The organism is Mesorhizobium alhagi CCNWXJ12-2 (genome assembly GCF_000236565.1).
GTDB classification, from domain to species: domain Bacteria; phylum Pseudomonadota; class Alphaproteobacteria; order Rhizobiales; family Rhizobiaceae; genus Allomesorhizobium; species Allomesorhizobium alhagi.
Genome location: NZ_AHAM01000286.1, coordinates 1 through 23838, shown reverse-complemented (window position 1 = coordinate 23838; position 23838 = coordinate 1). Strand labels below are relative to the sequence as shown.

The following is a 23838-nucleotide window of genomic DNA, read 5'->3' as shown; positions in this document are numbered from 1 at the left end:
CCCGTCGGATTTGCGAAGATTCGATGGAGAGCACGATGCCTTGGACGGATATCACTCGCGACGACTGTGCCAGTGAGGCGGTGCGGTATGCAAGAAGCGACCTGAGCAATGCCGAATGGACGGCGATTGTTCCGCCGATGCCTGTCGGCTGCCCGCGCAAGGCGGACTTGCGTGAAGTTGTGAATGCGATCCTCCACATGGCCTCGACGGGCTGCCAGTGGCGCATGCTGCCGAAGGATTTCCAGCCGTTTACGACGGCGCAGAGGTGCAGAGCTGCTTTCTACGGCTGGCGCGACGGCAGGCCCCTGCGCACCATCAGCAACAGTCTCGTCGTGGCGGCGCGGGAACGGGAACGCCGCCAAGCCAGTCCGAGCGCCGGCATTGTCGACGGCCAGTCGGTGAAGACCACAAAAAGCAGAGGAATTCCAGGCTTTGACGCGGGCAAGAAGGTGAACGGCCGCAAGCGCCACATCGTCACCGTCACGCCGACGGCGGCTATACGGGACCGAAGCCGAAACGCGCGCTCCAGAAGGTCGGAAGCTTCGTGCTCGAGATCGCGTCATGCGGCTCGACGGCGCCAAGGGCTTTGAAGTCCTTCCACGCCGCTGGGTGGTTGAACGAACGTTGCCGGCGCCTCGCCAGGATTTCGAGCGCACAATCGCCTCGGCCGAACCTCGATTCTCGTTGCCCACATCCGCCTGCTCACGAGGCATATCGCAAGAGCGTGAAACACTGCGGTCTTCTTGATTCTAGGTTCGCCGGGGCAGGTCGGGCGATGTTTTTTGGCAACAGTTCGCCCACCCGCCGTTGACGCTGAGCCTTGCACTGCGCCGAAAGGCTTCGCCTGCCGGGCAGACTGGTATTTCGCAGCACAAGGAAGCTGCGGGAGAATGCCACGTCAGAGCCCCCACAACCATGATGAAGAGTCGCAGAAGCGGAAGCAGAACGCCAGACCGCTGCGGCTTCGGTTAGAAGCATTCTTCGCCTGGTTGCGATCAGCCCTGGCGGGGAAGGGGCCCCGCTTACAGAGAAGCTCTGATGCTTGCTGGTCCGTGGGCGGACGATGACCGCGGTCACACGCTGGCTGTTTCGATGTAAGGAAACTATGCGCGAAGGTGCAGCGAACGGGCTACAATTCAGGAGAAAAGGAGGACCGGCTGGAAACAGTCGCTGTGTTTTTCGCATACGGGCCTATATGGCTTACCCGCATCGCTGCAAAGCAGGTTGAAGGTTTGCAACCGCCTAAACGGTTTGCTACCTTCACCATAGGTGTGAGGAGATGCGGATTTGCACCGCGTATGGAACTGGCTCTTGCGACGGAAAACATCGGGTGCCGGAACAATGAGGGAGGTGCCTTCGCCGCCATATGCTTCGTCTGTCAGCGAAGCACGTCTCGTGGACTTTCTGGCGAACACGACTGACATTGTGTCGTTCTATGATCAGGATTTCCGCCTAACGCACTGCTCGACCAAACTTAAAAGCAGTCACGACCGCGCGGTGGTGGAGGGCGCGACATTGTGGGAGATCTATCAGAACGTCGACACCAGGCTCATCGACAAATTTGATCAGGTGCTCCACGGCGGCGCTCCGATACATGTCGATCTTCAGCGATCGCTGGGTGCAGCGCCCCGGTCCGCTGTCGTCTTCGGTGCTGCGAACGGCATCGGAATCGTCGAATCCAGAAAAACGGTGCAAGGCGGGCGAACATTGGCGGAGGAGCAGGAGCATATCATGCTCCTCCATCAGGCGACGCACGACGCGTTGACCGGATTGCAGAATCGGCGCGGCTTCAGCGAGCGGTTGCAACAAGCATTGTCGGCGGCTGATGGATTAAAGGAGACGACGGCCCTGCTGCAAATTGACCTCGACGAGTTCAAAGCGGTCAATGATACACTCGGCCATGGAACGGGCGATATGTTGCTTCAGCTCGCGGCAGGCCGGATCCGGGACGCGCTGCAGGACGGCGAATTTGCATATCGGTTGGCCGGGGATGAGTTCGCCGTCATTCTATCGGGAAAGCCGCAGCCTGCCGAAGCTGAACGCCTCGCGGGATCGTTGATCGGCGCGTTCAAGGCGCCGTTCGTGATCAACGACATCCCTGTCTTCGTCGGCGCGAGCATCGGAATCGCTTTCGGACCGGAACACGCGACCGAGACCGAGCAGTTGATGAAAGCCGCGGACATTGCTCTCTATGCAGCCAAGAAGGAAGGACGCGGTTGCGCGCGGATTTTCAATCGCTCGATGCTGCTCCTGCTCGAACAGCGGGAGAATCTGAGACGAAGCCTTCGTATGGCGTTGGAGCGGGGCGAGCTTTTTCTTGAATATCAGCCACTTGTTCGACCTCCTTCATCGGTCGTGGGCTTCGAAGCGCTGCTGCGTTGGCGTCATCCCGAGGTCGGGATCATCCCTCCGAACGTGTTCATCCCGATCGCCGAAGCCGACGGCCTGATGGATGAGATTGGACGATGGGTGATTGAGGAAGCCTGCCGCCAAGCGATTCGATGGCCATCTTCACTGACAGTCGCGGTAAACCTGTCACCGGCGCAGTTCCTCAGCGGTTCGCTCACGGATACGGTCGCCCAGATCATCGACGCAGTTGGAATTCGAGCAGATCGGCTCGAGCTCGAGATCACCGAAACGGTCCTACTCGAGCAGACAATCGACAACATTGACATACTGAATACCTTGAACGTTCTGGGTATACGAATCTCGCTGGACGATTTCGGCACCTACTACTCCTCGTTGAGTTACCTCAAGAACTTCCCATTCGACACCTTGAAGATAGACCAGTACTTCATAAGGGACTTAGAAACCTGTCAAAAAAGCCAGACCATCGTGCGATCGATCATAGGCTTGGCCCACGGCTTGGGGATCAGCGTCACCGCGGAGGGAGTTGAAACGCCAGGTCAGGCACGGTGGCTGATCCAGGAACAATGTGATTACCTCCAGGGCCATTTCCTTGGACGGCCGCTCGGCGGCGATGCGACGCAAGATTTCATCAGGCGGTCTCACCCCGAGGAGGTACGATCGGGGAAGGAAGAAAATCGGGCGTTCTAGCGTCCGGCCGGTGCGAGGCTGCATCGAGGGAAGCGGAGCGAGGTAGAACGAGCCGGATCACCAGTGGCTAGTAACTGCCGTCCGTGGCAAAACGCGTCGCTCGGGCGGATAGAATAAAGTGGGGAACAATGTCGACGAATATTGCATCGCGGAACGATAGGAAGCCGGAAGTTTTCAAGCCTATGATTCAGATAGACTTGGAATTTCAAGATTTTCAATCCGATTGGTTACATTGTGATCAAGTATCGACTTACTCCGCACGAATGATCAGCCACAACAGATCTGACTCGGTGCGGTATTCGAATCTCTTTTCTTCTGCGCTCAATGAGTTGCTGGAGGTCGCCTTCCGAGCCCGTCATTCCAGCGGCGAAATAGCATGTAAGGTATCCCGCCGGGGGAAGACGGACAGGATCGAATTGACATTCCCTTGCATGCCCGAAGAACGACAATTCTATGAAGAAGCGATGTTGCAGATTGCGGGATCCGAGGCCAGGGAGCGCTACCTCAATTCGGTGTCCGGGGACCTCGCTCCCAGCCGTGAAATAGTAATCTTGGAATTGGCCCTTGACTACGACGCGGCACTCCGAATCGAGGAAACCGGCCCCGATATAATCACGCTTGTCGTGGATCTTCCGCTTGAGGATCTGTCAAATTGAATCATTTCAATCTTCTTCCGCGGTTCAAAGCGCAATACGACATGAACGATCAAGAGTTCTCGATTTCGGGGATAGTGCGGCCTCAGTCGATTGATGAGCTTGCGCCGAGTATTGCCCTGCTAAGGGATTCTATCGATCGCGTACGCGGCGTTCTATACCTGAATATCAAACGCCTCTCGCAGATGAACAACACCGCCTTTCACGCCTTCTCGCGGGTGATTATTGACGCCTGTCGTGCTCGGCCCGATCTCAAGTTCGTGATCGTCACCTCAAGCGTTGTCGGATGGACGACCAGGAAGTTCGGGTACTTGAATGCGATTGAACCGAACATCACGGTTCAGGAGTACGACAGTCAATTCTATCCAGGGCAGAGTTTCCTTGAAGAGGGCGGATTCATTCCGATTCTCCGCACACAGACGAAGCTGACCTGGCGTCACGAGCGTACAATTCTGCCGCGACACGGCATGAAAACCGGTGTTGTCATGGCTGACGTCTGTTGCGGAATCGGGGATTTCGCCGTGCTCGTGCAGAGGGAGTTCGAACCATCGCGGATAGTCGCCCTCGACCACTCCAAGTCAAGCCTTGCCTATGCGCGCAACATGGCGGCGGAGTTCGACATAAAGGGGATTGAATACACTCACGGCGATGCGTCAGAAATGTTGCTCGAGGACGATCAGTTCGACTTCGTCACCTGCCGTCATTCGCTGCAAATTTTCAACCGGCCGGAGCTCATTCTCAAGGAACTCTACCGGATATGCAAACCAGGCGGACGCGTCTACATCACCAACGAGAAGATATCGCAGTGCCTGGGCGAACCGCGCGGCGACACCATTCAGTGGACTTATAATGAACTTGCCAAGCTCTTCGCTTATTTCACGATGGACATCGAAGCGGGACCGAAGAACCGTCGCCTCCTGATCGAAGCTGGCTTCGAGGACATCCGCGCCGAATCCTTCATGGTGACGAATCTCGACGGCGATCCGAAAGATTTCGCCAATGTCGTGCAGTCCTGGGAGGATGTCTTCGCCGGCGACATGTCGCAGCGACGCGGCGACAATTCCAAGTTCGTCAAGCGGTTCCGGAGGGGCTTTCAGGACCATATTTTCGCTGCCCTTCATCCCAAGGGTTATGCGGGCTGGCCGGTCTGGGTCGCATCAGGGCAAAAACCGCTATGAGTGGCAGCGACGTGCGGAAACCACGCTTGGGCCTGCACTCCTTCCGAGCGAAATTCCTGCTGGTGGTTGGTGGAGCGGTTTTGTTTGACCTCCTTATCGGAGGCGGAATTGCTTTGTGGAATGTCAACCGCCTGTCGAGCGACGCGACGCGCCAGGTCGGCCTCGGCCTGACCAAGGCCACCGGCGAGTATCTTCAGAACTACGTAGGAACGACGGCGGAGCGCACCGATTTGCTGATCGACCGCGTCCACACCGAGGTCAAGACCCTTGCCGGTTCGATGCAGACCCTCATCGATCACCCCAACATCCAAGCGGCGCTAGGCGAGGCAGCAACCCAGGACCCATCCTTCTCTACTCCGCTCGCCTACAATGCCGCCAGCAACTGGTGGCAGAACCAGCCGGGGGAAGTGTCAGCCGTGACAGTTTGGGGCTATCTCCTCAACGCCGGCGGGGGGCTGCCGCCGGATGTTGCCGCCGAAGTCCGTGACAGTACGGCATTCAACATCTTCGGCCCCAGCATACAAGGAACCGGCACGCGCAAGCTGCAGGTCTACTACATTGGGCCGAAGAGTGCGCCCATCCTGCGCTCGACGCCCTATACCAACCAAGGCGTCACTTTCGATCGCGTCTACCCCGGCCACAACAATCAAAACTGGTGGGACTTCTTTTTCCCCGATCTCTACGAAGGCTGGCAGTCTTGGATCAAGAATCCCTCGGCCAAGCCTGTCGACGACGAGATCACCACCTTATCACCTTACATGGATGGGGTCACGGGCAAGCTGATCGTCAGTTTCTTCCATCCCGTCTGGACGAAGGATCGGGAGGACATTGCCGGCGTAGTCGGCGCGGACCTGACGCTGGACCAGATGGCCAACATCGTCGAGAGCGTGAAGATCGCCGATACGGGCTTCGCCTTCCTCGCGATGTCGAACGGCAATGTTCTCGCGGTCACACCCGAAGGCGAAAAGACACTCGGCATCAGCAACTCCAGCCCGTCCGTGTTCGACCGGTCGCTGCGCAAGAGCAGCCAGCCCGCCATCGCTTCGCTCCCTCTCAACCAGAACAATGACGGCGTGATTCAACACATTGTGCTCGACCAGCGCGGCGAAAGCGTTCGTCACATTGTTGTTCTCAAGAGTTTGGAGCCGACGAACATGTGGAGTTCGGGACCGATCAGGCGCGAAACGATGTCGATCGGAATTGTCGTTCCGGAACGAGAGATCTATGCTACCCTCTTCGCTGCCCAAGAGAGCATTTCTCGCGCAACGAACCGTATCCTGATCTCGCAGATCATCGCGATCATTGTTTCTCTGCTGATCGTTTTTGCGGCTGTCTTCGGAATTTCGAAGCGTATCACCGCAGGCCTCATTGCGCTTGCCGGAGCCGCAAGGCGGCTTCAGGCGAAAGACTACTCCGTCCGGGTCTCCATTCCGACACGCGACGAAGTTGGAGAGGTAGGGGTCGCGTTCAACCGGATGGCAGAGGAAATCAGCTTTCATACGGAAAACCTGGAGCATCTGGTTGATGAACGAACAAAGGAGCTTGAAGGCGCAAATCAAGAAATTTCTGCACTCAACAGCAAACTGCGAGATGAGAACCTCCGCCTTGGTGCGGAACTCGCGGTCGCCAAACAGATCCAAATGATGGTTCTGCCGAGAGCCAATGAACTCGAGGCCATCCCTGAGGTAGAAATCGCCGCGTACATGCGCCCGGCAGACGAAGTAGGCGGCGACTATTACGACGTCTTGCAAGAGGGGTCGCGGGTCAAGATCGGGATTGGCGATGTGACAGGTCATGGGCTTGAGAGCGGCGTGCTGATGCTGATGGTTCAATCCGTTGCCCGCGCACTGCAGGAGACTGGGGAGCACAATCCGCGTCAGTTTCTCGATCGGCTGAACAGAGCCATCTATAAAAACATCGAACGGACCAACACCGATAAGCATCTGTCGCTGGCCTTTCTTGACTTCGAGAATGGGAGGGTGACCCTGTCAGGGCAGCACGAGGAGGTTCTTGTCATTCGTGAAAACGGAGAGATCGAGCGTATCGATACGATCGATCTCGGTCTGCCGATCGGCCTCGAACGTGACATCGCGCCATTCATCGCAACGCGCGACATTGCGTTCAACAGCGGCGACGTGATCGTGCTCCACACCGATGGTGTGACCGAAGCGGAAGATCAGGAGGGCAAACTGTTCGGTTTGGTACGCCTTGGGAACAGCGCGCGCCACCATCATCGCGGCAGCGCCGAGGAGATCAAAACCGGAATTATCGAGGATCTGATGGCCCATATCGGAACCCAGAAAATCCACGACGACATCACGCTCGTGATCATGAGGCACAGGTAGTATGACAACACTGTTCGGAACAGCCGACCTCGCATTCAGAATGGGAGATAGCGTCAGCCGCGTGCGATTGTTCGATGGACCTCTCGACGTGAGCTGGCATCATTGTGCTACCACTTCGGACTTCATCGCGGACCTTTTTGCATTGCGCTTTCAGTCCTCTCGCCACGATTACCGGGAAGCACGACACAGCATCGGCTATCTGGTCAACGAACTCATTGAAAATGCTGTCAAGTTTCGAGCGCCGGGCGAGATCATTGTCGAGGCTGCCATCGAATCGGAAAATTTCAAGGTCAAAGTTTCGAACGTTGTCGACGGCGAAACCACCGTTGAATTTCAAAATCTTCTGGCAGAGATCACAGCCGGTGAGCCGGGTGAACTCCTGATACAGCGGATTGAAGCCAATGCCGCAGAGTCTGAGGCGACAAGTTCCGGTCTTGGATTGCTGACCTTGATGAGCGATTATGGCGCGAGTCTGGCTTGGGTCTTCAGCCCGACCGATGAGAGGGATTTGGTTCGCCTTGAAACGTATGCTTCCATTCCGGTTCACAAAAATCATAACTAGATGAAACGAATTCAAAAATGGAAATAACCACAGAACAATATCGTGTTTGGAGCGAGGGGAGTGCGATTTATTTCGATGGCGTCATGAGGCTAGCCAGTTCGGAGGCCTATGCGCCCATTATGTCTCTGATGATGACCGTTCTTGCTTCGAATCCTGCTTCTATTACACTCAATATAACTGACCTGGAGTTTCTAAACTCCTCAGGCATTAATCTCCTGGCCAAATTCACAATAGAGGCCAGAAAGCATCCCGATATCCAACTCATTGTCCGGGGAACCTCAGAAATACCTTGGCAATCGAAATCATTGCCAAATCTGAAAAAGCTACATCCTGCGTTGGTACTCTCCGTAAGCTGACTTTGAACGTCGGTTCTGGCATGGAACTCTGCCGCTCGAATTAGGGGCGGGGCCCTCGGTCGCGCCAATTACGTTGCGTCTTGCCAATGCATAGCCGGATCCTGTCGACTCCGGATGTTGAGACACCGGTGAGATCAGGATTTTGGGATTTTGCTACGTTCTGCGGCTTCGAATTGCGCAGTCAGAAAGCCGAGCACCGCGTTCATCGTGACGTGATTGTGGGCCATCAATCTTCGGCCCAGCACATTGACCGAAAAGCGCATGGCCTCCATGCTCATGAGATGATGTTGCGACCCGCAGAGTCCCACCTGTGATCTCAGACCCTTGGAACCAGATCCGCAAACGCTTTGTTGAAAGATGCCGTGGTGATCTTCACCGGCTACGCGAGTCGAGATCATCTGGCGCCTATCGCGACAGTGCGGAAACGCTCTCGGTGCTGGTGGCGATTGCGCATTCCCTTGCCGGCGCCGGCGGAACGCTTGGCTTCCCTGAAATCAGTAGCAGGGCAGTTGAACTCGAATCGCTGCTGATAGAGGGGAAGATCGACGATCGAACCAGCGCGGCGCTGGACCAACTGATCCAGGCTGTGGAAACAGTTTCCGACCGTTCCGACTGATCGTGGTCAGCCTTGCTTCGAAAAGCCCGTCCGGGTCATCTCGCCCCAATTGTTGTCGGCGCGCAGATACTGCCAATATCCCTTGACACGCCAGAAATTGTTGAGCTGCCGATAGCCGAAATTCTCCGCAACCGCCGCCAGGGTCAGGATTGCAAGATCGCGAGGACGCGGAAAGCGCTTCAGTTCGAGTTCCTCCAGGATCAGAGACGCGACGCTTACGAAGACTCCGTAGACGAAGACCAGCGCCGTATAGGCGAGGAGGTGCTCGGTCGAAAGCACCCCCGTCAGCCAGAAGAGCGGCATGAGGACGTAGCCGAGCACCTCCATGACGGGCCCCAGCACATCGACGATCAGAATGTGCCCGAAGCCGAGGAAGCCGACGCGGCCGTAACGGGGTTTGAACAGCATGCCGCGATAGCGGAAGAACGCTTCCAGCGCCCCCCGCTGCCAGCGCGAGCGCTGCCGGGCCAGCACAGCCAGTGTCTCCGGCGCCTCCGTCCAGCAGACCGGTTCGGGGATGAACTCGATTCGATAGTCCCTCTTGTTGTCCAGCATATGCCGGTGAAGCTTGATGACGAAGTCGAGATCCTCCCCCATTGAGCCTTTGGTAAAGCCGCCTACCGCCACCGCCTCCCGCCGCCGAAAAACGCCGAACGCGCCCGAAACGAGCATGAGCGTGTTTATGCGGCTCCAGGCGAGACGCGCCATCAAGAATGCGCGCAAATATTCGACCACCTGGAAGAGCGGCAGGATCCTCGTCGGCAGGCGAACGGTCTTCACCCGTCCGCTTTCTATTGTCGAGTTGTTGGCGATGCGAATGGTGCCGCCGACGGCGATCGTCCGTTCCGGGTCCTCGATGAATGGCTGCACCGCACGCAGCAGAGCATCGGGCTCGAGGATCGAATCGCCGTCGATGACGCAAAAGATCGGCGCGCGAGAAACATTGATGCCGGCATTTTGGGCATCGGCCTTGCCGCCATTGGATTTGTCGACGACAAACAGCCGGTCGGATCGCGGCGAGGCGTAGATCGCCCTGATCGGCTCATGCTTGAGTGTCTCCTCGTACGGCCGCCGGAAAGCCAGGAGCTCGAACGCGTCGATCAGGCGCTTGAGCGTCTCGTCCTTGGATCCATCATTCACGACGATGACCTCGTAGGCAGGATATTCGAGCGCCAGCATGGAATGGACGCTCTCGACGATGTTTATCTGCTCGTTGTAGGCGGGAACTATCAGAGAGATCGGCGGCGCGATGTCGCCGTAACGGTGCCAAAGCAGCCCCGAACGTGCGACGGGCGGACGTTTTGACAGCGCATAAGCCGCGACAACGAGTTGCAGAAGATAGACGGTGGTCTGAATCAGCCCGAATACAATCACGGTCCAGGCGGTGACACTCGCCACCTCGATCAGCATCTGGCGCCAGCTATCGGTCATGCGGCCAGCCCTTCCGACAAGATGAGCGAGGCTGTACGCTGGCTGCGCGACGTCTCCTCCATTGCCGTCCGCTGGAGCGCTTCCATGCCTGCCGTTCCGATTTCCTTGAGGGATTTTCCTGCTGCATAGCGGACGGCCCACTCGCCATCCCCAAGTAGCGACGTCAGTGGCTCTACCGCTTCAGCAATGCCGATGCGGCCGGCCGCCTCCGCCGCCTCCTTGCGCACCTCCCAATCCGTGCTTCCCAGGGCCGCGAGCACCGTCTCCGATGCCGTCGGATGGCCGAAGCGGCCAATCGCGCGAAGGGCGGCGGCGGCCACTTCCGGCGAGGGATCGCGGGCCAGACGCTCCATTGCGCTCAGAAAGCGGTAATCACCAGATAGCGAAAGCGCCTCGATGGCGGCCGCCCTGACAAATGGCGTTCCATCCGCCTTCAGTGCATTGCCTAGCAGTTCGTCGCCGCGATCCGCGGGAAGGCTCTCGAAGAGGTCGATCAGACGCCGGGAGCGCAGCCCCTTCGGACCTATGCGCTCAAGCACCGTCTGCAATGGAGGAAGCGCGCCAAGGGCGTTCAGCGAGATCGCGGCGGCGATGCGGGCCTCCCGCGACCGGTCGCCGAGCGCGTCAAGCAGGGCGTCCACGCTGCCGGTTCCAGGGAACGCCGTCAACATTTCGGCGCTATGGATGCGCTCCGCTTCATTGCCCTTGCGCAGCCGCCTGCGGACGAAGTCGGGCAGGCCGGTTTCCGCGAAGACCTGCTCGATTCTGTGGCGTTCGCCCCCGCGCAGCAGCGACAAGAACTCGAATCCGGAATCAGCCACGATCGCATCGGGTATCTCCTCGAGCACGGCCATCAGCGACTGGCGGTCTCCATCCTCGCTAAAGCGGATCAGGGACGTCATCAGCTCGCCGCGCAGGATGGTGTCCCGCGCACGCCCTCTTTCATGGAACACCCGCAGCACGACCAACACCACCATAGTCGCCAGCGCGATCGATCCGATGACGATCGACAATGTCCATACATAGAAGAGCATGTCAGAACCGAACCGCAAGGCCGAGGGCAAAGATGTTCCTGTCGAATGCCTCGCGGTGTTCGTGGGCATAGTTCGCCTGGACCGTCAGCCATTCCGAAACGTCCAAGGAAATTCCCGTGAACACCGTCCTGGTGTCGATCAGCGTGCCTTCGGAAATTTCAGGAGCGTCGCTGTAGCCGGCAAGAAAGCGCAGCCTGTCGGTGGCCGCGACGTCGGCGCGAACTGCGTATCCATTGGCCGAAGTGCCCTCGTCGTTGACCGAGTGAATCCAGCGAACCTGCAGTCCCAGCCGCTCGTCGAAGAAGAAATACTGCGCTGCAGGAGAAAGCGTGGTCACCGACGTGTCGTCGAAGACGTCGTGGCGTCCATCAAGTGTGAGGATCAGCGGGCCCCAAAGGCCGGCGGCGGCGTAAGGGCGCCATGAGGCCCCGCCGCCGACAGAAAGACGCGCCAGGAAATCGGCGCCTGGAGTGCCGGCCACGATGCCGTAGGCCGAGAGATCCTGCGAGAAGGCGTGGTCGATACGCGCCTCGATCTGCACGTCCGTTTCACCATATCGCGTCGCCACACGCGTGCGGGCGCCAATGGTCGTTCCCGGCTGTGGCGTATAGGAGATACCGAACGAACTGTCCGTCCAAGGCGAGATGCCTCCTGAGAGCTCGCTTATCTCCGTGCCGATGCCAGCCCGCCATTTTTTCGGCGGCGGCTGGGCCAGACGCTGCTGGATGTCCATGGTGGAAGGTTCGATCGCCAGGGCCTTGCCATAGCTGGTCCGGGCAGCGCGATCATCGCCTCTCGCACGCTGGGCGTCGCCGAGGCCGACCAACGCCTCGCTACTGTCCGGTTCGCGCTCCAGTATGGCCTGAAACTGCGCCTCGGCCGCGCGAGGCTCGCCCTCTTGCAGGCTGATGCGGGCGGCGAGAAGTTGGGTCTCGGTGTTCACCGGATGTTGTGCCGCTATAGCATCAACAAGCCATCTGGCCCCGGCCAGGTCGCCACGCCACATTGCCAGGCGGACGAGCCCCAGGCGCGCGTCGAGATAATCCGGCGCCCTTTCAAGCGCGGCCCGGAAGAACCCTTCGGCTTCGTTGAAATTCTGCTGGTAGCCGGCCACCAGCCCGAGCGCAACGAGGACATCGGCATTGCCGGGAGACAGCGCCAGCGCCTCGCGATATGACGCCTCAGCTTCAGCGAAGCGGCCTTCATCGCGCAGTTTTTGCGCCCGCTCGAGTGTGGTCGCCAGCACGCTTGGCTCCGGCTTGGCCCGTTGGATGGGCCGCTTGTCAGTATCGGCTTGCGCGGCCGCTGGTCCAGCCTGCTTGGCCTTTTCCGCCGCCGCTATCGAGGCGAGCAGCTGCATCGCCTCGGAATTGTTGGGCTGCGCTGCGAGCACTGTCTCGGCGAGCCTGCTTGCTTCGGCAAGATCGCCGCTCCTGAATGCGATCTGCGCCAGGCCGAACCGGGCGTCCTCATAGGAGGGCGCAATCTCAAGCGCTTGCTCGAACGCCTGGCGTGCGGCGACGTTGTTGGCGAGGGCCAGTCGGGCAAAGCCGAGCTGCACCAACACGTCAGCGTTGTCAGGGTCGAGCGTCTTGGCGCGCTCGAGCAATGAAACGGCGTCCTCGAAGCGCTGTTCGATGCGAGCGGCCGTGCCTTCGCGGTAGAGCTCTTCCGCCGTCTGGGCGAGGACCTGCTCTCCTGTGGCGATGACAAGCAGGCCGCTCAACAGAATCTGGGTCAGGCAGCGGCGCCCTTTCATTGACGCCTCGGGGCCTGTCGTGCGAGAAGCTTGGATAGGCGCGCCAGAAGTTCTTCGGGAATGAACGGCTTGACGAGATAGTCGTCAGCGCCCCGTTCCAGCGCGGAAACAATGTCCTTTTCGCCTTTGCGCGCGGTGAGCATGATGACGGGGATATGCGACACCCCGGCATCGCTCTTCATTCGCGAGAGCACTTCGAAACCGTCAAGGCGGGGCATCATCGCGTCCAGCACGACCAAGGATGGCCGCTCGCTGGCGACCTTGGAAAGAGCCTCCTCGCCGTCTATGGCCGTGATCACCTCGAATCCTTTCGCCTTGAGGCGAAAACTCATCAATTCAATCAGCAGCGGGTCGTCGTCGCAGATCAGAATCCGATGCTTGGGGTTCATTAGCTCTGGCCTCCGGCAATAGGATGCGCGGGCCCCCAAAACCGCGATGCGTTTCATCCAGCGCGTGGATCATAAGGCCGTCGAAGGACGGCCAGGCGACAAGCAGACGCGCGAGCTTAGCCCGCGCAACCGCTAGTTTATCCCTATTGTTCATAAAGCTGATTCGCGCCGGATTGACACGCGTTTCATGATGAAATGCGTATGCCAACGCATCCTGGCGCGCGACTGCCGGGTGCGAGAACAGCGAAACGGTCGCCCTGCGGCCTGCCATGCTCAGTAGCAGGCTGCCAGTTTCCGCGCGGAGAAAAGTCCGATGGACCTCCGCCCCGAGAGGCCCGTTTTCAAGCGCGACGCTGACCGGCACACCATTGAGTGTCCCCCACGCCAGCCATGGCTCGCTCAGGGCGGTGACCTGGCCGATCTCGGTTCGATATGCCATGACCGTGAGGTTCGAGATTACAGGGCGCACCGCTGCCATCGCCGCCGCGCCAGCCTCAGAATCGAGCATCCAGAATGGGACGACAACGGACACCGGTTCGCCCCACGCCGAGGAGAGCGCCTGGATAGTCTCCGCCCATTGAGCCCAGATGGCTGTGGGATCAAGCGCAAAATCTGACAGCAGGTATGATTCAATGTCGAATTGCAGCCCCGCCAGGCGCGCCCTGGGGGGACTCGCAATCTGGTAGCGGCGGATCGCGGCGACGCGCCGAAGCGCGTGACCAAGCCCGTCGGCGGTCGCCATTGCCGGGTCGCCCTCGACGGCATGGGCCGAAATCCCGCGCCTGTCGAGGCGGGTCACGAACTCCGCAAGGGCGGTCGAGTGCGCCACCTCGCCCTTGTCGATTTTCAGTTGCAGGAAGGTGCGGTCAAGCTGCGAAGCCACGGCCCATTGTTCGACTTTGGCGGGCCGCTGCAGCCATGCATCGGCACGCCAGAGCCACGTTCCGGTGTTGGAAATCTGGCGAGATGGGAGGCCTGGTTCCAAAGCGACGGATTTCAGCCGGAGGCTGGCCTGGCCGGACGGGCAGCTGATCACGAACTGCCGAGACGGCGGAACATCCGTAGGGCGGCTTGGAGGAAGTTTGAGACTGCCGCCCTTCGCGTCCAGCAGGACCTGGGGCGGCGAAGGCGCATCGCCGCCGCGTTCAACGAGCGACAGCCCGAATTGCTCGCCCGAACCGAGCCCGGCCACGACGAGCCTTAGATGCGCCGCGCGTGGAAAATGAAAGGAGCCGGTTTCGAGGACGACGCCGGCCGGCGCGGTTCCTTCGCCGCAACGAATGACCAGCCCGTCCTGCGACCGCTCTGCCTCAACGCGCTCTTCGCTGCCGAAAGGCCTCGCGTGGAGCCGGTCAAGCAGGTTCTCGCCCACGGGAAGCGGCACCTTCATCGTCTGCGCCGGTCCATCATCTGGGATGCGGACGGCATGCGGCACGAAACGGCCATCGCTTTCGGAGCCTTCGATCACAATGCGCGACGGCGCTGGCGTCGCGACGGCGACCCGGCTACTCCAGAGCAAAATGGGCTCGTCGTGCTCCATTTCGCCGGTCATGCTTTCTGGCCCCGCATCAGCAGAACGGCCCGGCGTGATCGCTAGCGCGATCGACGCAAGGAGGATTGACAGTCCAGGTTTCCAACCCATGTCGCGGCTCGGTCAACGTCTTCGCCCATCAAGAAAACGCCTCACTTGCCCTGCGAGCTCCATCGGATCGAAGGGCTTTGCAATTACTCCGAGTGCGCCGAGCGACAGGAAACGTTCCACCTCATAGGACTGGGTTCGTGCGGTGATGAAGACGACCGGAATACCCGCGGTCCCTTCGGCAGCCTTCAATTGCGCCAAGGTTGCGGGACCGTCCATTTCAGGCATCATGACGTCGAGCAGGATGAGATGAGGATGCCACGCCGCGGACTGGGCAAGCGCATCCTGGCCCGATGCGCAGGTTCTGATCTCAAGCGCAGGATCGAGGCCGAGCGAAAGCGCGGCGACCTCTCGTATGTCCGGCTCGTCATCGACATATAGGACGCGAAATTTATCCATGGGCTTACGCCTTCGTCTTGGACGGGCTTTCATTGCCCGGCTGCATTGCCGTCAGTTTTCGGACGAGTTCGGCGATTGCAATCTCGGAAGTCTTCGTCTTCGTCAAGGCATGCTGGACTTGGGCGGCCAGATGCTCGTTGACCTCAGACGCCGAAAAGATGACCACCACCGTGTCGCTCGGTATTGCGCCAAGCAGTTCCGCCCCCGAACCGTCCGGGAGGGTGAGGTCCAGTATGACGACATCGAAATGCTTTCGCTGCAGTTCGAACCGGGCCTCCTGCACGTTGCGAGCGAATGTCATCGCAATGTCATCGCCGAGTCCGGCCGATATCACCTCCAGCACGCCCTCGTCGTCCTCGACATGAAGCACCGTCGGCATGCGCCTGAACGCTCCCTTTCTGACTTTTTCGATGGCGGTGCGCAGTCGTTCCATGTCGATCGGCTTTTCCAGCCAGTCTACGATGCCTAGCGCTGATCCGTTCAACGACTTGCGGGCCTCGTCTGTGAAGGCCGACACCACGATGACGGGCAAATCCCGGCCATTTGCAGTCGTGCGCAGATCTTCGTAGAGGGTGAGGCCCGACTGGCCCGCGAGTTTGATGTCGAGCGTCATCGCGACATAGCGGTTGCTGGCCAGCAGGTCCTTGGCGCTTTCAATATCGGGAGCGATGTCGCTTTGAATGCCCTTCTGCGCCAGCGTGAACGCGATGAGATCGGCGATGTCCGGTTCGTCCTCGACGATCAGCACGCGAGGCGGCGATGACTCGCCCTCCTTCGAAACTGTCTCCCGGTGCCTCGAACGTCGGTCGCTGGCTTCGGGCAGATCGACATGGAAAGATGTTCCTGTTTCCGGGCCTGTATCGAAAGACACGCCGCCGCCCAATCTGTCGACAATAGCCTTCACGATGCTGAGGCCTAGTCCTGTTCCACCCTTTTGCCGCGAATCGGACGAGTCCGCTTGTTCGAACTTGCCAAAGATCCTCGACTGGAATGCAAGGGGGATGCCAGGGCCTTGATCGATCACGGACACGCGGATCATGCCTTCTTGTCGCGCAAGGCGCACTGTTACCCTTCCGTCTTGTGGCGAGTATTTGATCGCATTCGACAACAGGTTGAGCATTACCTGGTGCAGCCGGTCTGGATCAACCGCGGTCAATGCACCTGGCGCCTCGTCGTCGACAATGATTGAGACGTTGCGTTCGGCGAGGTAGTTGCCGCTGCCTTCGATCGCCTGCTCGACGAGCGGCCGCAGAGCCATCGGCCGGGGATCGAAAGGCATCCGGCCCGACTCGATCTTCTCGATGTCGAGAATGTCGTTGATGAGCCTGACAAGGCGCTCGCTGTTGGAGTGGGCGATTTTGATCAGCCCCGCGACCTTGGGGGGAATTTCGCCAGCGGCACCTGCGGCTACCAGGCCCAACGAGCCGCGGATCGACGTGAGTGGCGTCCTAAGTTCGTGGCTAACCGTGGAGATGAAGTCGTTCTTCATCTGCTCGCTGCGCTTGCGCTCGGTTATATCGAAGAGCGAGCCGTCCCACACCAGTTCGCCATTGACATCGATCCGCGGCTCCGCCGCAACCCGCATCCAAACCTTCTCGCGGTTCGGCTTGGTGAATTCGGCTTCCATCGACCATGCTTCGCGGGTTTCAGCTGACAGCTTCAACTGGCGTTCGACTTCGGCCAGCGTCTCGCGCGAAATCATGCGCGAGACAGTGCCAGGCTTGCCCACGATGTCCTCGGCCGCGACGCCCAGGACGCGTTCGGCACCACCTGACACATAGGAGAAGACCCCAATTCCATCCGACCCGATTGAAAGCTGGAAAAGGACGCCCGGCGCGTTGTTGGCGATCGCCTGCAACTGGGCCTGGCTTTCGGCATAGGCCGAAACCGCCCAGCGGCGTTGGTGGTCGTTAATGATCAAGAAGCCGAGGAGGAGCACTCCTATGAAGTTTGTCGGCACAACCAATGCGACGAGATTGCGCAAAACCTCGTCGCTCGGCGCATCACCAAACATCACCAAGGCAAGTGGAGGCAGCAGCGCAGCCAACATCGCCAGGATGAGAACGCTTTTTGTATCGAGGCGCTGGTGTCCTCTGGCGCGGAGCCAGCCCCACATTGCCGATGAGCCAGCGGCTACCAGCCAAATGCCAGCAAGCGCGGTTGCCAGACCCGCGCCGCCCAAATTCATCCGCATGCCGGAAAGCATTGCAGCCGTAATGATGGCGCTTACGGGACCGCCAATGGCTCCTGAGAAGGCCATCACGACGTTGCGCCCATCAGCGAAAAAGCCGGGAGCGAATTCGACCGGCGTGGCCATGCTGATCACTCCGGTCGCGCCGAACACGATCCCGAAGACGATGCTCTTTGTCCAGAAGGAACGCTCGAGACGGTCACCCAGAAAGGCGAGGAAAAGCACGGCGAGAATGACTACCGCTGCGCTTTCGATCATGTTGATGACTGACATCATCCCGGCAGTCCGTGACAGCTTGAGCAACCTCTGGCAGCACCGTATGTGCCATTGCGTTAACGGTTAATTAAGGATCTCGCACTCCGGTTGACCGAACTCTACCCCGACAGCCCGGGGAGGAAGATGGTGTCGCCACAGGCAGCCGTTTGGCGGACCCACTGCTGTCGCGCGCACTTGATGACTTGTGGCCCGGCAATGCGAAGCGGGTTGAGTAGTTTGCCGAAAGGGAATGAGCCCCAGGAGCCTCCTGCCCGGGGCGGGTTCTTGTGCCAACGGGCGCCATACCGACGACTATTCTGGTCGTGCCAAGCCGAATATCGCTCGGCCTTTGCCAACCGATGAATTGGCCCCCTTGGTGCAATATCCTCCCGGATGAGGGACTCAGGCAGGTTTTTACCCACGACGTGTGTGGTCTTAGCCCGGCGAGCATTTCTAGGACTTCGCGCCCTTTCGGGAAGATGTAGCTCACAACAGAACTATTCCTTTCGCTACTGCCGAAGGAACAAGGAGAAGCTGCAGCTTGCCAATGACACTGCTTGACCGGGCATTGCCAGTTCCCTATCCGATTTGGCCCGAACCTCAGGTCGCTCGTTTGCTACCTTGATGCCGCAGATATGTATTCCCGGATAAGTTGCTGGACGCGAAGCTAACGACAATTTTCGGCCTGGTATGTAGATTTTTCTCAAGGGCTGGGGCACAGACCTCCCCCGGTTCAACTTGGAGGCCCGACCGCTACGTCCCTTCCGGTCGGGCTTCTCTTTGTGTTCAGGATTTAGGTCACTCATTCGGAAGGGCCACCGTCAGCCCGCTTGTAGCCATCGCGAAAGTCAACGAAGCGATCATCACGCTTGAACCGATGCGGGAAGAACTGAACGCCATCCACGGCGCGAATTAGCCCTGGACAAGTTGCAAGACCAAGCCCGCCACGGTACTTCCAGGCAGGGGCCGCTACATTTCGTGAATTACTTCGTGTTCACATAGACGGCATCGGTATGAATCGTCATCGCTGCTTCTTGCCGATGGTACCAAAGGAGACTGTTCGGACTTTTTAATCCAGCAAACTGGACACTGGTAGGTGTCATCAATGATTGGATGGTAAGAATCACGTCGGGCTCTAGCGCTCACCGCTTCATCCAGCTCCGTAAGCAACTTTGCTTTGCGTTCGTCAAGCAAGGTGATTGCCCGTTTCAACTCGGTCGCCCGGTGCTGCTCAGCATAGGCGATGTCGCGCGCTTCATACTTGAGCGTCATCCTGAAATCGGTCATCTGAACCATCCCCGTGCCTGGGTTGTTGTTGCCCGGCCCTACGAGACGCGTAACGGCTACTCTCGCGCTTGGTTTCGAATCCAACGAAGGATCCGGCACTTTTCTCACATTTCGCGGATCGCTGGCGTAGTGAAAACGTCTTGCTGATTTCTCTGCAACAAGGTTGCCGCGCTTGATCTCGGCCCGCAGCGCGCTCACGGTTACCATGCCGCGCAGCAGTAGCTTGCTTGCTTCGGCAATGTGATTGGGTCGTCCAGGAGTTCGTCGCACGTGTGCCTCATGCAGTCGACCCAGCGAACGAGGACATGATCGTGTCGATCCGGACCCAGCTGCGGAGACGTGGCCGTGCGCCTTCTTCTTCGTTGGCTCTCCACCCAGGCATTGAAGCGACAATGTCTTGACTGGGCAGGATTCGCCGGCCGGGCGCTGGCCCGTTTGGGAGCCGTCCAAGCGTGTCGGTAAGGAACCGGGCGGAGTTGAGGCGCAGCTATCTTCTTTTTCGGCCCAAGCCCATCTTCTTGGCCAGCCGCGAACGGGCCGCGGTATAGCTGGGTGCAACCATCGGATAGTCGGCCGGGAGCTTCCACTTCGCCCGGTATTCATCCGGCGTCATGCCGTGTCGGCTCGCCAGGTGACGCTTGATCGACTTGAATTTCTTACCGTCCTCCAGGCACACGACGTAATCGGCCGTCAGCGACTCCTTAACTGGAACCGCTGGTTTGAGCGGCTTTGCTTCTACAGCGGTGATGTCCTTTGTAAGCCTGCCAACCGCTGCGGCAACACTGGCAATCAAATCTGGCAGCGCCTCTACAGGCACGGCATTGTTTGACACATAGGCCGAGACAATCTCGACGACTATTTCGACATCAGGTTGGGCCGCGGTTTCGACCATTGCGTTCTCCCGCACCATTTCTGCAGCTCAGGGGACTGCAACAGATGCGGTAACATAGCGTATCACATCGCAATTCTCTGTGCGAGCTTATGGAGTCCGTGAAGGCGCAGTGCTGCTGCAGGGCCGTTGGGGGCTAGCACTAGCTTGGCATTTCATCCCGTTTGCAGGGCGGTTGGTCATTGAAATCCCTTGCCAGGCAGCCGTATTTGTCAAATATCATGCCCGTATCTCGCGCGGCTTTGGCCGCTCCGCAGCTTGCGAGCGCCAACGCGGCCAATACGAGCAGCACAATTTTCATAGCGAGCGAGAGCTGGCTGGCATCTGCCCGGCGATGCGGCCCCGCCGGGCAGCCATCATCAATAATTGCCGTTATAGTAGCGATCGTCACAGGGGGCTTCATAGACGCGGCCATCTGAGGCTCGGTACCGACAAAATTCCTCGCCCCGACGCCTTGGCGTTGTCGCGGTTCCGATCGCAGCTCCAAGAAGGGCTCCGCCTGCGGCGCCGACGACCGTGCTCTTTGTGTTGCCACCTAAGGCCTGGCCGGCAAGCGCGCCAGCGCCCGCACCCAGCAACGCGCCCGTTCCGGCACGCTGCTCTTGCTCGCTCGTTGCGCAACCGGCGAGGGCCATCGCCACCAGGGCTGCCACGGTAACGGTGATCTTGCGAAATTTCATTCTTCAGTCCTCTCCGACATAAGCCCCGCCGCTGCCCTGCGGGCACAATAGGGCGGAAACATGATCATTGTCTCAGACTTGGCACACGGAGCTTTGCGCCCCAGCCCTTGGGCGTAACCCGGTTGCGCAGCCTCGCGCGGGCTTTTCTGTTGCGCAGCAAGAGATAAAGAGGCCCGCCATGGCGGGCCAGACCTTACAAGAGCCGATTGGATACGGCCAGTTCCGAGTGCGCCACAAACCACGTGCCTCTGGCCTTTGGCCGGAGCGGACTTCCCGACAGGTGTTCTGTGCGAGAACGCTGATGGCTTTGGCCCCGATGCGGAGCGTCGTCGCCACCCGGCTGCGCGCGACAAGGGCGAGAGGCCGCCTTCGCTCAAAGGGGCGGCTCCTGCTGCGCCACGGGTTGGGCGGATCTGTCGTAATCGAGGTGCCGCATCACTGGTGTAACCAGAACGCCATGGATGACGATTGAGACGAGAACCACACTGCAGACGGTTACCCAAACGACTGGCGTCCCCTCAAACTCCGCCTGTCCGAGCGCATAGGCCACATAATAGAACGAGCCGAGCCCACGGATGCCAAAGAATGCGATTGCCGCCTTTTCGGATGTGGACGCTCGATACCCGGCCAGGCTGATCCAGCCCGATAGCGGCCGCACAACAAACAAGACCAGTGCGGTGGCGGCAATGACCGGCCAGCTGAGCGCCCCAAAAATCGTCCCTTCCGCAATGGCAGCGCCGAAGCACACGAGCAAGATCATCATAACCAGGCGCTCAATTTGTTCCGCGAAGGTATGAAGGTTCTCATGGTAGCGGTGCCGACGCTCGACTGATCTAAGAGCAACTGCTGAAACGAACACCGCCAGGAAGCCGTAGCCGTTTGCCAGCTCTGTTGTGCCGTAGGCGAGGCAAGTAATCCCCAGTGCGGCGAAGCCATCTCGTGTTTCCGAAAGGCCAGTACGATTGGGCAATCGGAAAACGAGGAAACCCATGGCTTTCCCGCCAATCCAGCCAACGGCCACCCCGGCGATGATCTTCCACAGGACGTCGATGAGAAGCCAGTCGGCCAAGAATGGCTGGCCGCCGGAGGCTTGCGACAGGGCAACCGCAATCGCAAGATAAACAAACGGAAAGGCTGCTCCATCGTTCAGTCCAGCCTCGGAGGTAAGGGCGAAGCGCACCTCATCTTCCTTGCCTGATTGGGGGGGGCCGACTTGCACATCGCTCGCCAGGACCGGGTCAGTCGGGGCGAGAGCCGCCCCCAGCAGCAGCGCTGCCGCAAGTCCAAGTCCCAGGAACGCCCAACCGAGCAGAGCGATTCCTGCAATGGTCAACGGCATGGCAATGCCGAGCAGGCGCCATGTGGACCCCCAGGCTCTCCAACTGACGGGCCGGTCCAGCTTCAGCCCCGCACCCATTAGCGAGACTATGACCACGAACTCCGTCAGCCGCTCGGTGAGATAGCGGTTCTCCAAGGGATTCACCCCGCCGATTGGTGAGAATGGCGACAGGACAAGCAGGGCGCCGATTCCAATGCATACCATTGGTAGCGAAAGCGGCAGTTCCTTGAGGACAAGAGGTAGCCATGCAGTCAGGAGGACGACAACGCCAAAGACCGCCAGAAGCAGAAAATAGGAATCCAACTCGCGCAGGTCCTCCGCCGCAGCCGATGCTTCTGTCGTAAGCTCTGCCCTGTAGGGCAAAGTGAACCAGCATATTGTTCGTCAAGGTGATTGAGTACAAGAAATATGCGGGAGCGGCATCCTTTGTCACCAGGAAACCGGTTCGGCAACTGTATGGACGTCCGATATAGGATGTCTGCCGTCGCAATACGGCGGAGTGGCCTTCATGGCGCTGTCTCGTGCGAGGGATCTCCCCTTCCGAGTGAGGGGCGCCGATTGTCGGTTGCTGCCGGGCGTTCGTGCCGATCTCGGCGCGGTGTACCAAATCCCCTCGCTCACGATGGCGAGCAAGGGGGCATGGCGCTGATGCCCTCGGTCGGAGGATATCCGCGACGGCGCGAACGGTGCTGTCGGTTCGCACGGAAATGACATTTGTGGTGGTCACCTGCCTGGCACTCGGCATCTTTGATCCGCCTTGCTGGCTCCTTCCATGCGGCCGTTGTGCGAGGACGGCAAATCCGTCATCTCCGTGAGCGCCAGCGAGGAACCTTCTCCGACCTGCGTAAATCTCGGCCTACGAAAGGCCTCAACAGCTTTTTACGGGAACCTTTCTGGAAAACCTTCATCCAATGATTCGAGGTCGCCGCATGAAGCGGCGGCGTTCGTCCAAGGAGATGGCCAAATGAAACTCGTTCCCGCCGCGCTCGCCATGTTGCTCGCCGGCTCGCTTCCCGCGCTCGCACATGATGTCCCCGCAGAAGTCGTCAAGTCGCCGCCCGCCGGCGCGTTCAAAGCCGTCAGCAGCCTGGTCAAGCTACCGGACTTCCTACCGGGAATGGGCCAGCTCTTCGTCGATCCGGCGAGCCTGCCTGCCGGCCCGTTCCTGGCTTACGACCATGATGGCGCGCTGGTCAGCACCATCTACATGCTGCCGGTCAAGGATCTCAATCCGGACAAGCGCTTCGAGGATCTGGCCGCGCCCGGCGGCAATGTCGACCATGTCGACGTCTACTACAATGCCGGCCATCCGGGCGTCGAGGAGCCGCACGTCCATCTCGTGCTGTGGCATGTTGCTGCGGCCGATGAAGCCAGGGTCGCGCAATGATCCTGACGCGCAGGCGCATCTTGGAGGCCGGCGGGGGCATCCTCGCTGCCTTCCTGGCCAGACCGGCGGCCGCAGCCGTCGATCCGTTAGAAATTGCCATGCAGGGCAAGCCCGACGGCTCGCATGTCTGGTTCGATCCGATCGGCCTGCATGTGAAGCCAGGCCAGACCGTGCGGTGGACAAACCGCGACCGGGGCAATTCGCACACGGTCACGTCCTATCACCCGGAGATATTCGCACGCCCCTTACGCATTCCAGCCAAAGCCAAACCCTGGAATTCGGACTATCTGCTGCCGGACGAGACCTTTTCCTTCCGCTTCGACGAGGAGGGGGTCTATGACTATTATTGCGTGCCGCACGAGCATGCCGGCATGGTCGGCCGCATCGTCGTC

General features: G+C 59.5%; 20 protein-coding genes and 1 pseudogene. 10 read left to right on the top strand and 11 right to left on the bottom strand.

The window, feature by feature from the left end; all coding sequences use genetic code 11:
- Positions 1 to 35 precede the first annotated feature (35 nt).
- The 8 genes and pseudogenes from MAXJ12_RS30135 to MAXJ12_RS36050 all read left to right on the top strand — a co-directional run bounded on the left by MAXJ12_RS30135 (position 36) and on the right by MAXJ12_RS36050 (position 8767).
- A pseudogene (locus MAXJ12_RS30135) lies at positions 36 to 728 on the top strand (transposase).
- Positions 729 to 1341: 613 nt separating this feature from the next.
- Positions 1342 to 3057 (top strand): putative bifunctional diguanylate cyclase/phosphodiesterase, encoded by a 1716-nt coding sequence (locus MAXJ12_RS30130; RefSeq protein ID WP_008839953.1) that lies wholly within the window; start codon positions 1342 to 1344, stop codon positions 3055 to 3057.
- A 182-nt stretch (positions 3058 to 3239) separates the two neighbouring features.
- Positions 3240 to 3713: a hypothetical protein gene (locus MAXJ12_RS30125; RefSeq protein WP_008839952.1), complete on the top strand. Its 474-nt coding sequence runs from the start codon at positions 3240 to 3242 to the stop codon at positions 3711 to 3713.
- Positions 3714 to 3754: 41 nt separating this feature from the next.
- Complete coding sequence (locus tag MAXJ12_RS30120; protein WP_050898939.1) at positions 3755 to 4888, top strand: class I SAM-dependent methyltransferase; 1134 nt, start codon at positions 3755 to 3757, stop codon at positions 4886 to 4888.
- Entirely contained in the window at positions 4885 to 7233 is a 2349-nt protein-coding gene (locus tag MAXJ12_RS30115; RefSeq protein ID WP_040588891.1) for a SpoIIE family protein phosphatase, read from the top strand. Before MAXJ12_RS30120 ends, MAXJ12_RS30115 begins: the two co-directional genes overlap by 4 nt.
- 1 nt (position 7234) lies before the next feature.
- The gene (locus MAXJ12_RS30110; RefSeq protein ID WP_040588890.1) at positions 7235 to 7795 is read left to right on the top strand and encodes a slr1658 superfamily regulator; all 561 of its coding nucleotides are present in this window, start codon (positions 7235 to 7237) and stop codon (positions 7793 to 7795) included.
- A 17-nt stretch (positions 7796 to 7812) separates the two neighbouring features.
- Positions 7813 to 8151 (top strand): slr1659 superfamily regulator, encoded by a 339-nt coding sequence (locus MAXJ12_RS36055; protein ID WP_008839948.1) that lies wholly within the window; start codon positions 7813 to 7815, stop codon positions 8149 to 8151.
- A gap of 310 nt (positions 8152 to 8461) precedes the next feature.
- Positions 8462 to 8767, top strand: a complete 306-nt coding sequence (locus tag MAXJ12_RS36050; protein WP_085984131.1) for an Hpt domain-containing protein — start codon at positions 8462 to 8464, stop codon at positions 8765 to 8767.
- 6 nt (positions 8768 to 8773) lie between these two features.
- On the opposite strand, the gene MAXJ12_RS30100 is transcribed toward MAXJ12_RS36050, so the two are convergent.
- The 11 genes from MAXJ12_RS30100 to MAXJ12_RS30050 form a co-directional block, all read right to left on the bottom strand.
- Positions 8774 to 10198 (bottom strand): glycosyltransferase family 2 protein, encoded by a 1425-nt coding sequence (locus tag MAXJ12_RS30100; RefSeq protein ID WP_008839945.1) that lies wholly within the window; start codon positions 10196 to 10198, stop codon positions 8774 to 8776.
- Positions 10195 to 11232 carry a HEAT repeat domain-containing protein gene (locus MAXJ12_RS30095; protein ID WP_040588889.1) on the bottom strand — a complete coding sequence of 346 codons (1038 nt, stop codon included), beginning with the start codon at positions 11230 to 11232 and terminating at the stop codon, positions 10195 to 10197. Before MAXJ12_RS30095 ends, MAXJ12_RS30100 begins: the two co-directional genes overlap by 4 nt.
- Position 11233: 1 nt before the next feature.
- Complete coding sequence (locus MAXJ12_RS30090; RefSeq protein WP_008839943.1) at positions 11234 to 12991, bottom strand: tetratricopeptide repeat protein; 1758 nt, start codon at positions 12989 to 12991, stop codon at positions 11234 to 11236.
- Positions 12988 to 13380, bottom strand: a complete 393-nt coding sequence (locus MAXJ12_RS30085) for a response regulator transcription factor (protein WP_008839942.1) — start codon at positions 13378 to 13380, stop codon at positions 12988 to 12990. The genes MAXJ12_RS30090 and MAXJ12_RS30085 overlap by 4 nt, the downstream gene beginning before the upstream one ends.
- Positions 13328 to 14752, bottom strand: a complete 1425-nt coding sequence (locus tag MAXJ12_RS30080) for a hypothetical protein (RefSeq protein WP_210160948.1) — start codon at positions 14750 to 14752, stop codon at positions 13328 to 13330. Before MAXJ12_RS30080 ends, MAXJ12_RS30085 begins: the two co-directional genes overlap by 53 nt.
- A 282-nt stretch (positions 14753 to 15034) precedes the next feature.
- A complete protein-coding gene (locus tag MAXJ12_RS30075; protein WP_008839940.1) occupies positions 15035 to 15418 on the bottom strand; it encodes a response regulator in 384 nt (127 codons plus the stop codon).
- A gap of 4 nt (positions 15419 to 15422) precedes the next feature.
- A complete protein-coding gene (locus tag MAXJ12_RS30070; RefSeq protein ID WP_008839939.1) occupies positions 15423 to 17885 on the bottom strand; it encodes an ATP-binding protein in 2463 nt (820 codons plus the stop codon).
- 948 nt (positions 17886 to 18833) lie between these two features.
- Positions 18834 to 19421, bottom strand: coding sequence for a hypothetical protein (locus tag MAXJ12_RS37260; protein WP_139044122.1), 588 nt, complete (start codon positions 19419 to 19421; stop codon positions 18834 to 18836).
- Positions 19422 to 19638: 217 nt separating this feature from the next.
- Complete coding sequence (locus tag MAXJ12_RS30060; RefSeq protein WP_008839937.1) at positions 19639 to 20043, bottom strand: Ros/MucR family transcriptional regulator; 405 nt, start codon at positions 20041 to 20043, stop codon at positions 19639 to 19641.
- Positions 20044 to 20399: 356 nt separating this feature from the next.
- Positions 20400 to 20720 carry a glycine zipper 2TM domain-containing protein gene (locus MAXJ12_RS30055; RefSeq protein WP_008839935.1) on the bottom strand — a complete coding sequence of 107 codons (321 nt, stop codon included), beginning with the start codon at positions 20718 to 20720 and terminating at the stop codon, positions 20400 to 20402.
- 373 nt (positions 20721 to 21093) lie between these two features.
- Positions 21094 to 22362 carry a cation:proton antiporter gene (locus MAXJ12_RS30050; RefSeq protein WP_050898937.1) on the bottom strand — a complete coding sequence of 423 codons (1269 nt, stop codon included), beginning with the start codon at positions 22360 to 22362 and terminating at the stop codon, positions 21094 to 21096.
- Positions 22363 to 23023: 661 nt separating this feature from the next.
- Here MAXJ12_RS30050 and MAXJ12_RS30045 point away from each other — a divergent pair.
- Positions 23024 to 23446: a DUF5602 domain-containing protein gene (locus tag MAXJ12_RS30045; RefSeq protein ID WP_008839933.1), complete on the top strand. Its 423-nt coding sequence runs from the start codon at positions 23024 to 23026 to the stop codon at positions 23444 to 23446.
- The coding region (locus tag MAXJ12_RS30040; protein ID WP_008839932.1) for a plastocyanin/azurin family copper-binding protein at positions 23443 to 23838 on the top strand (396 nt) is incomplete at its 3' end. The genes MAXJ12_RS30045 and MAXJ12_RS30040, both read left to right, overlap by 4 nt.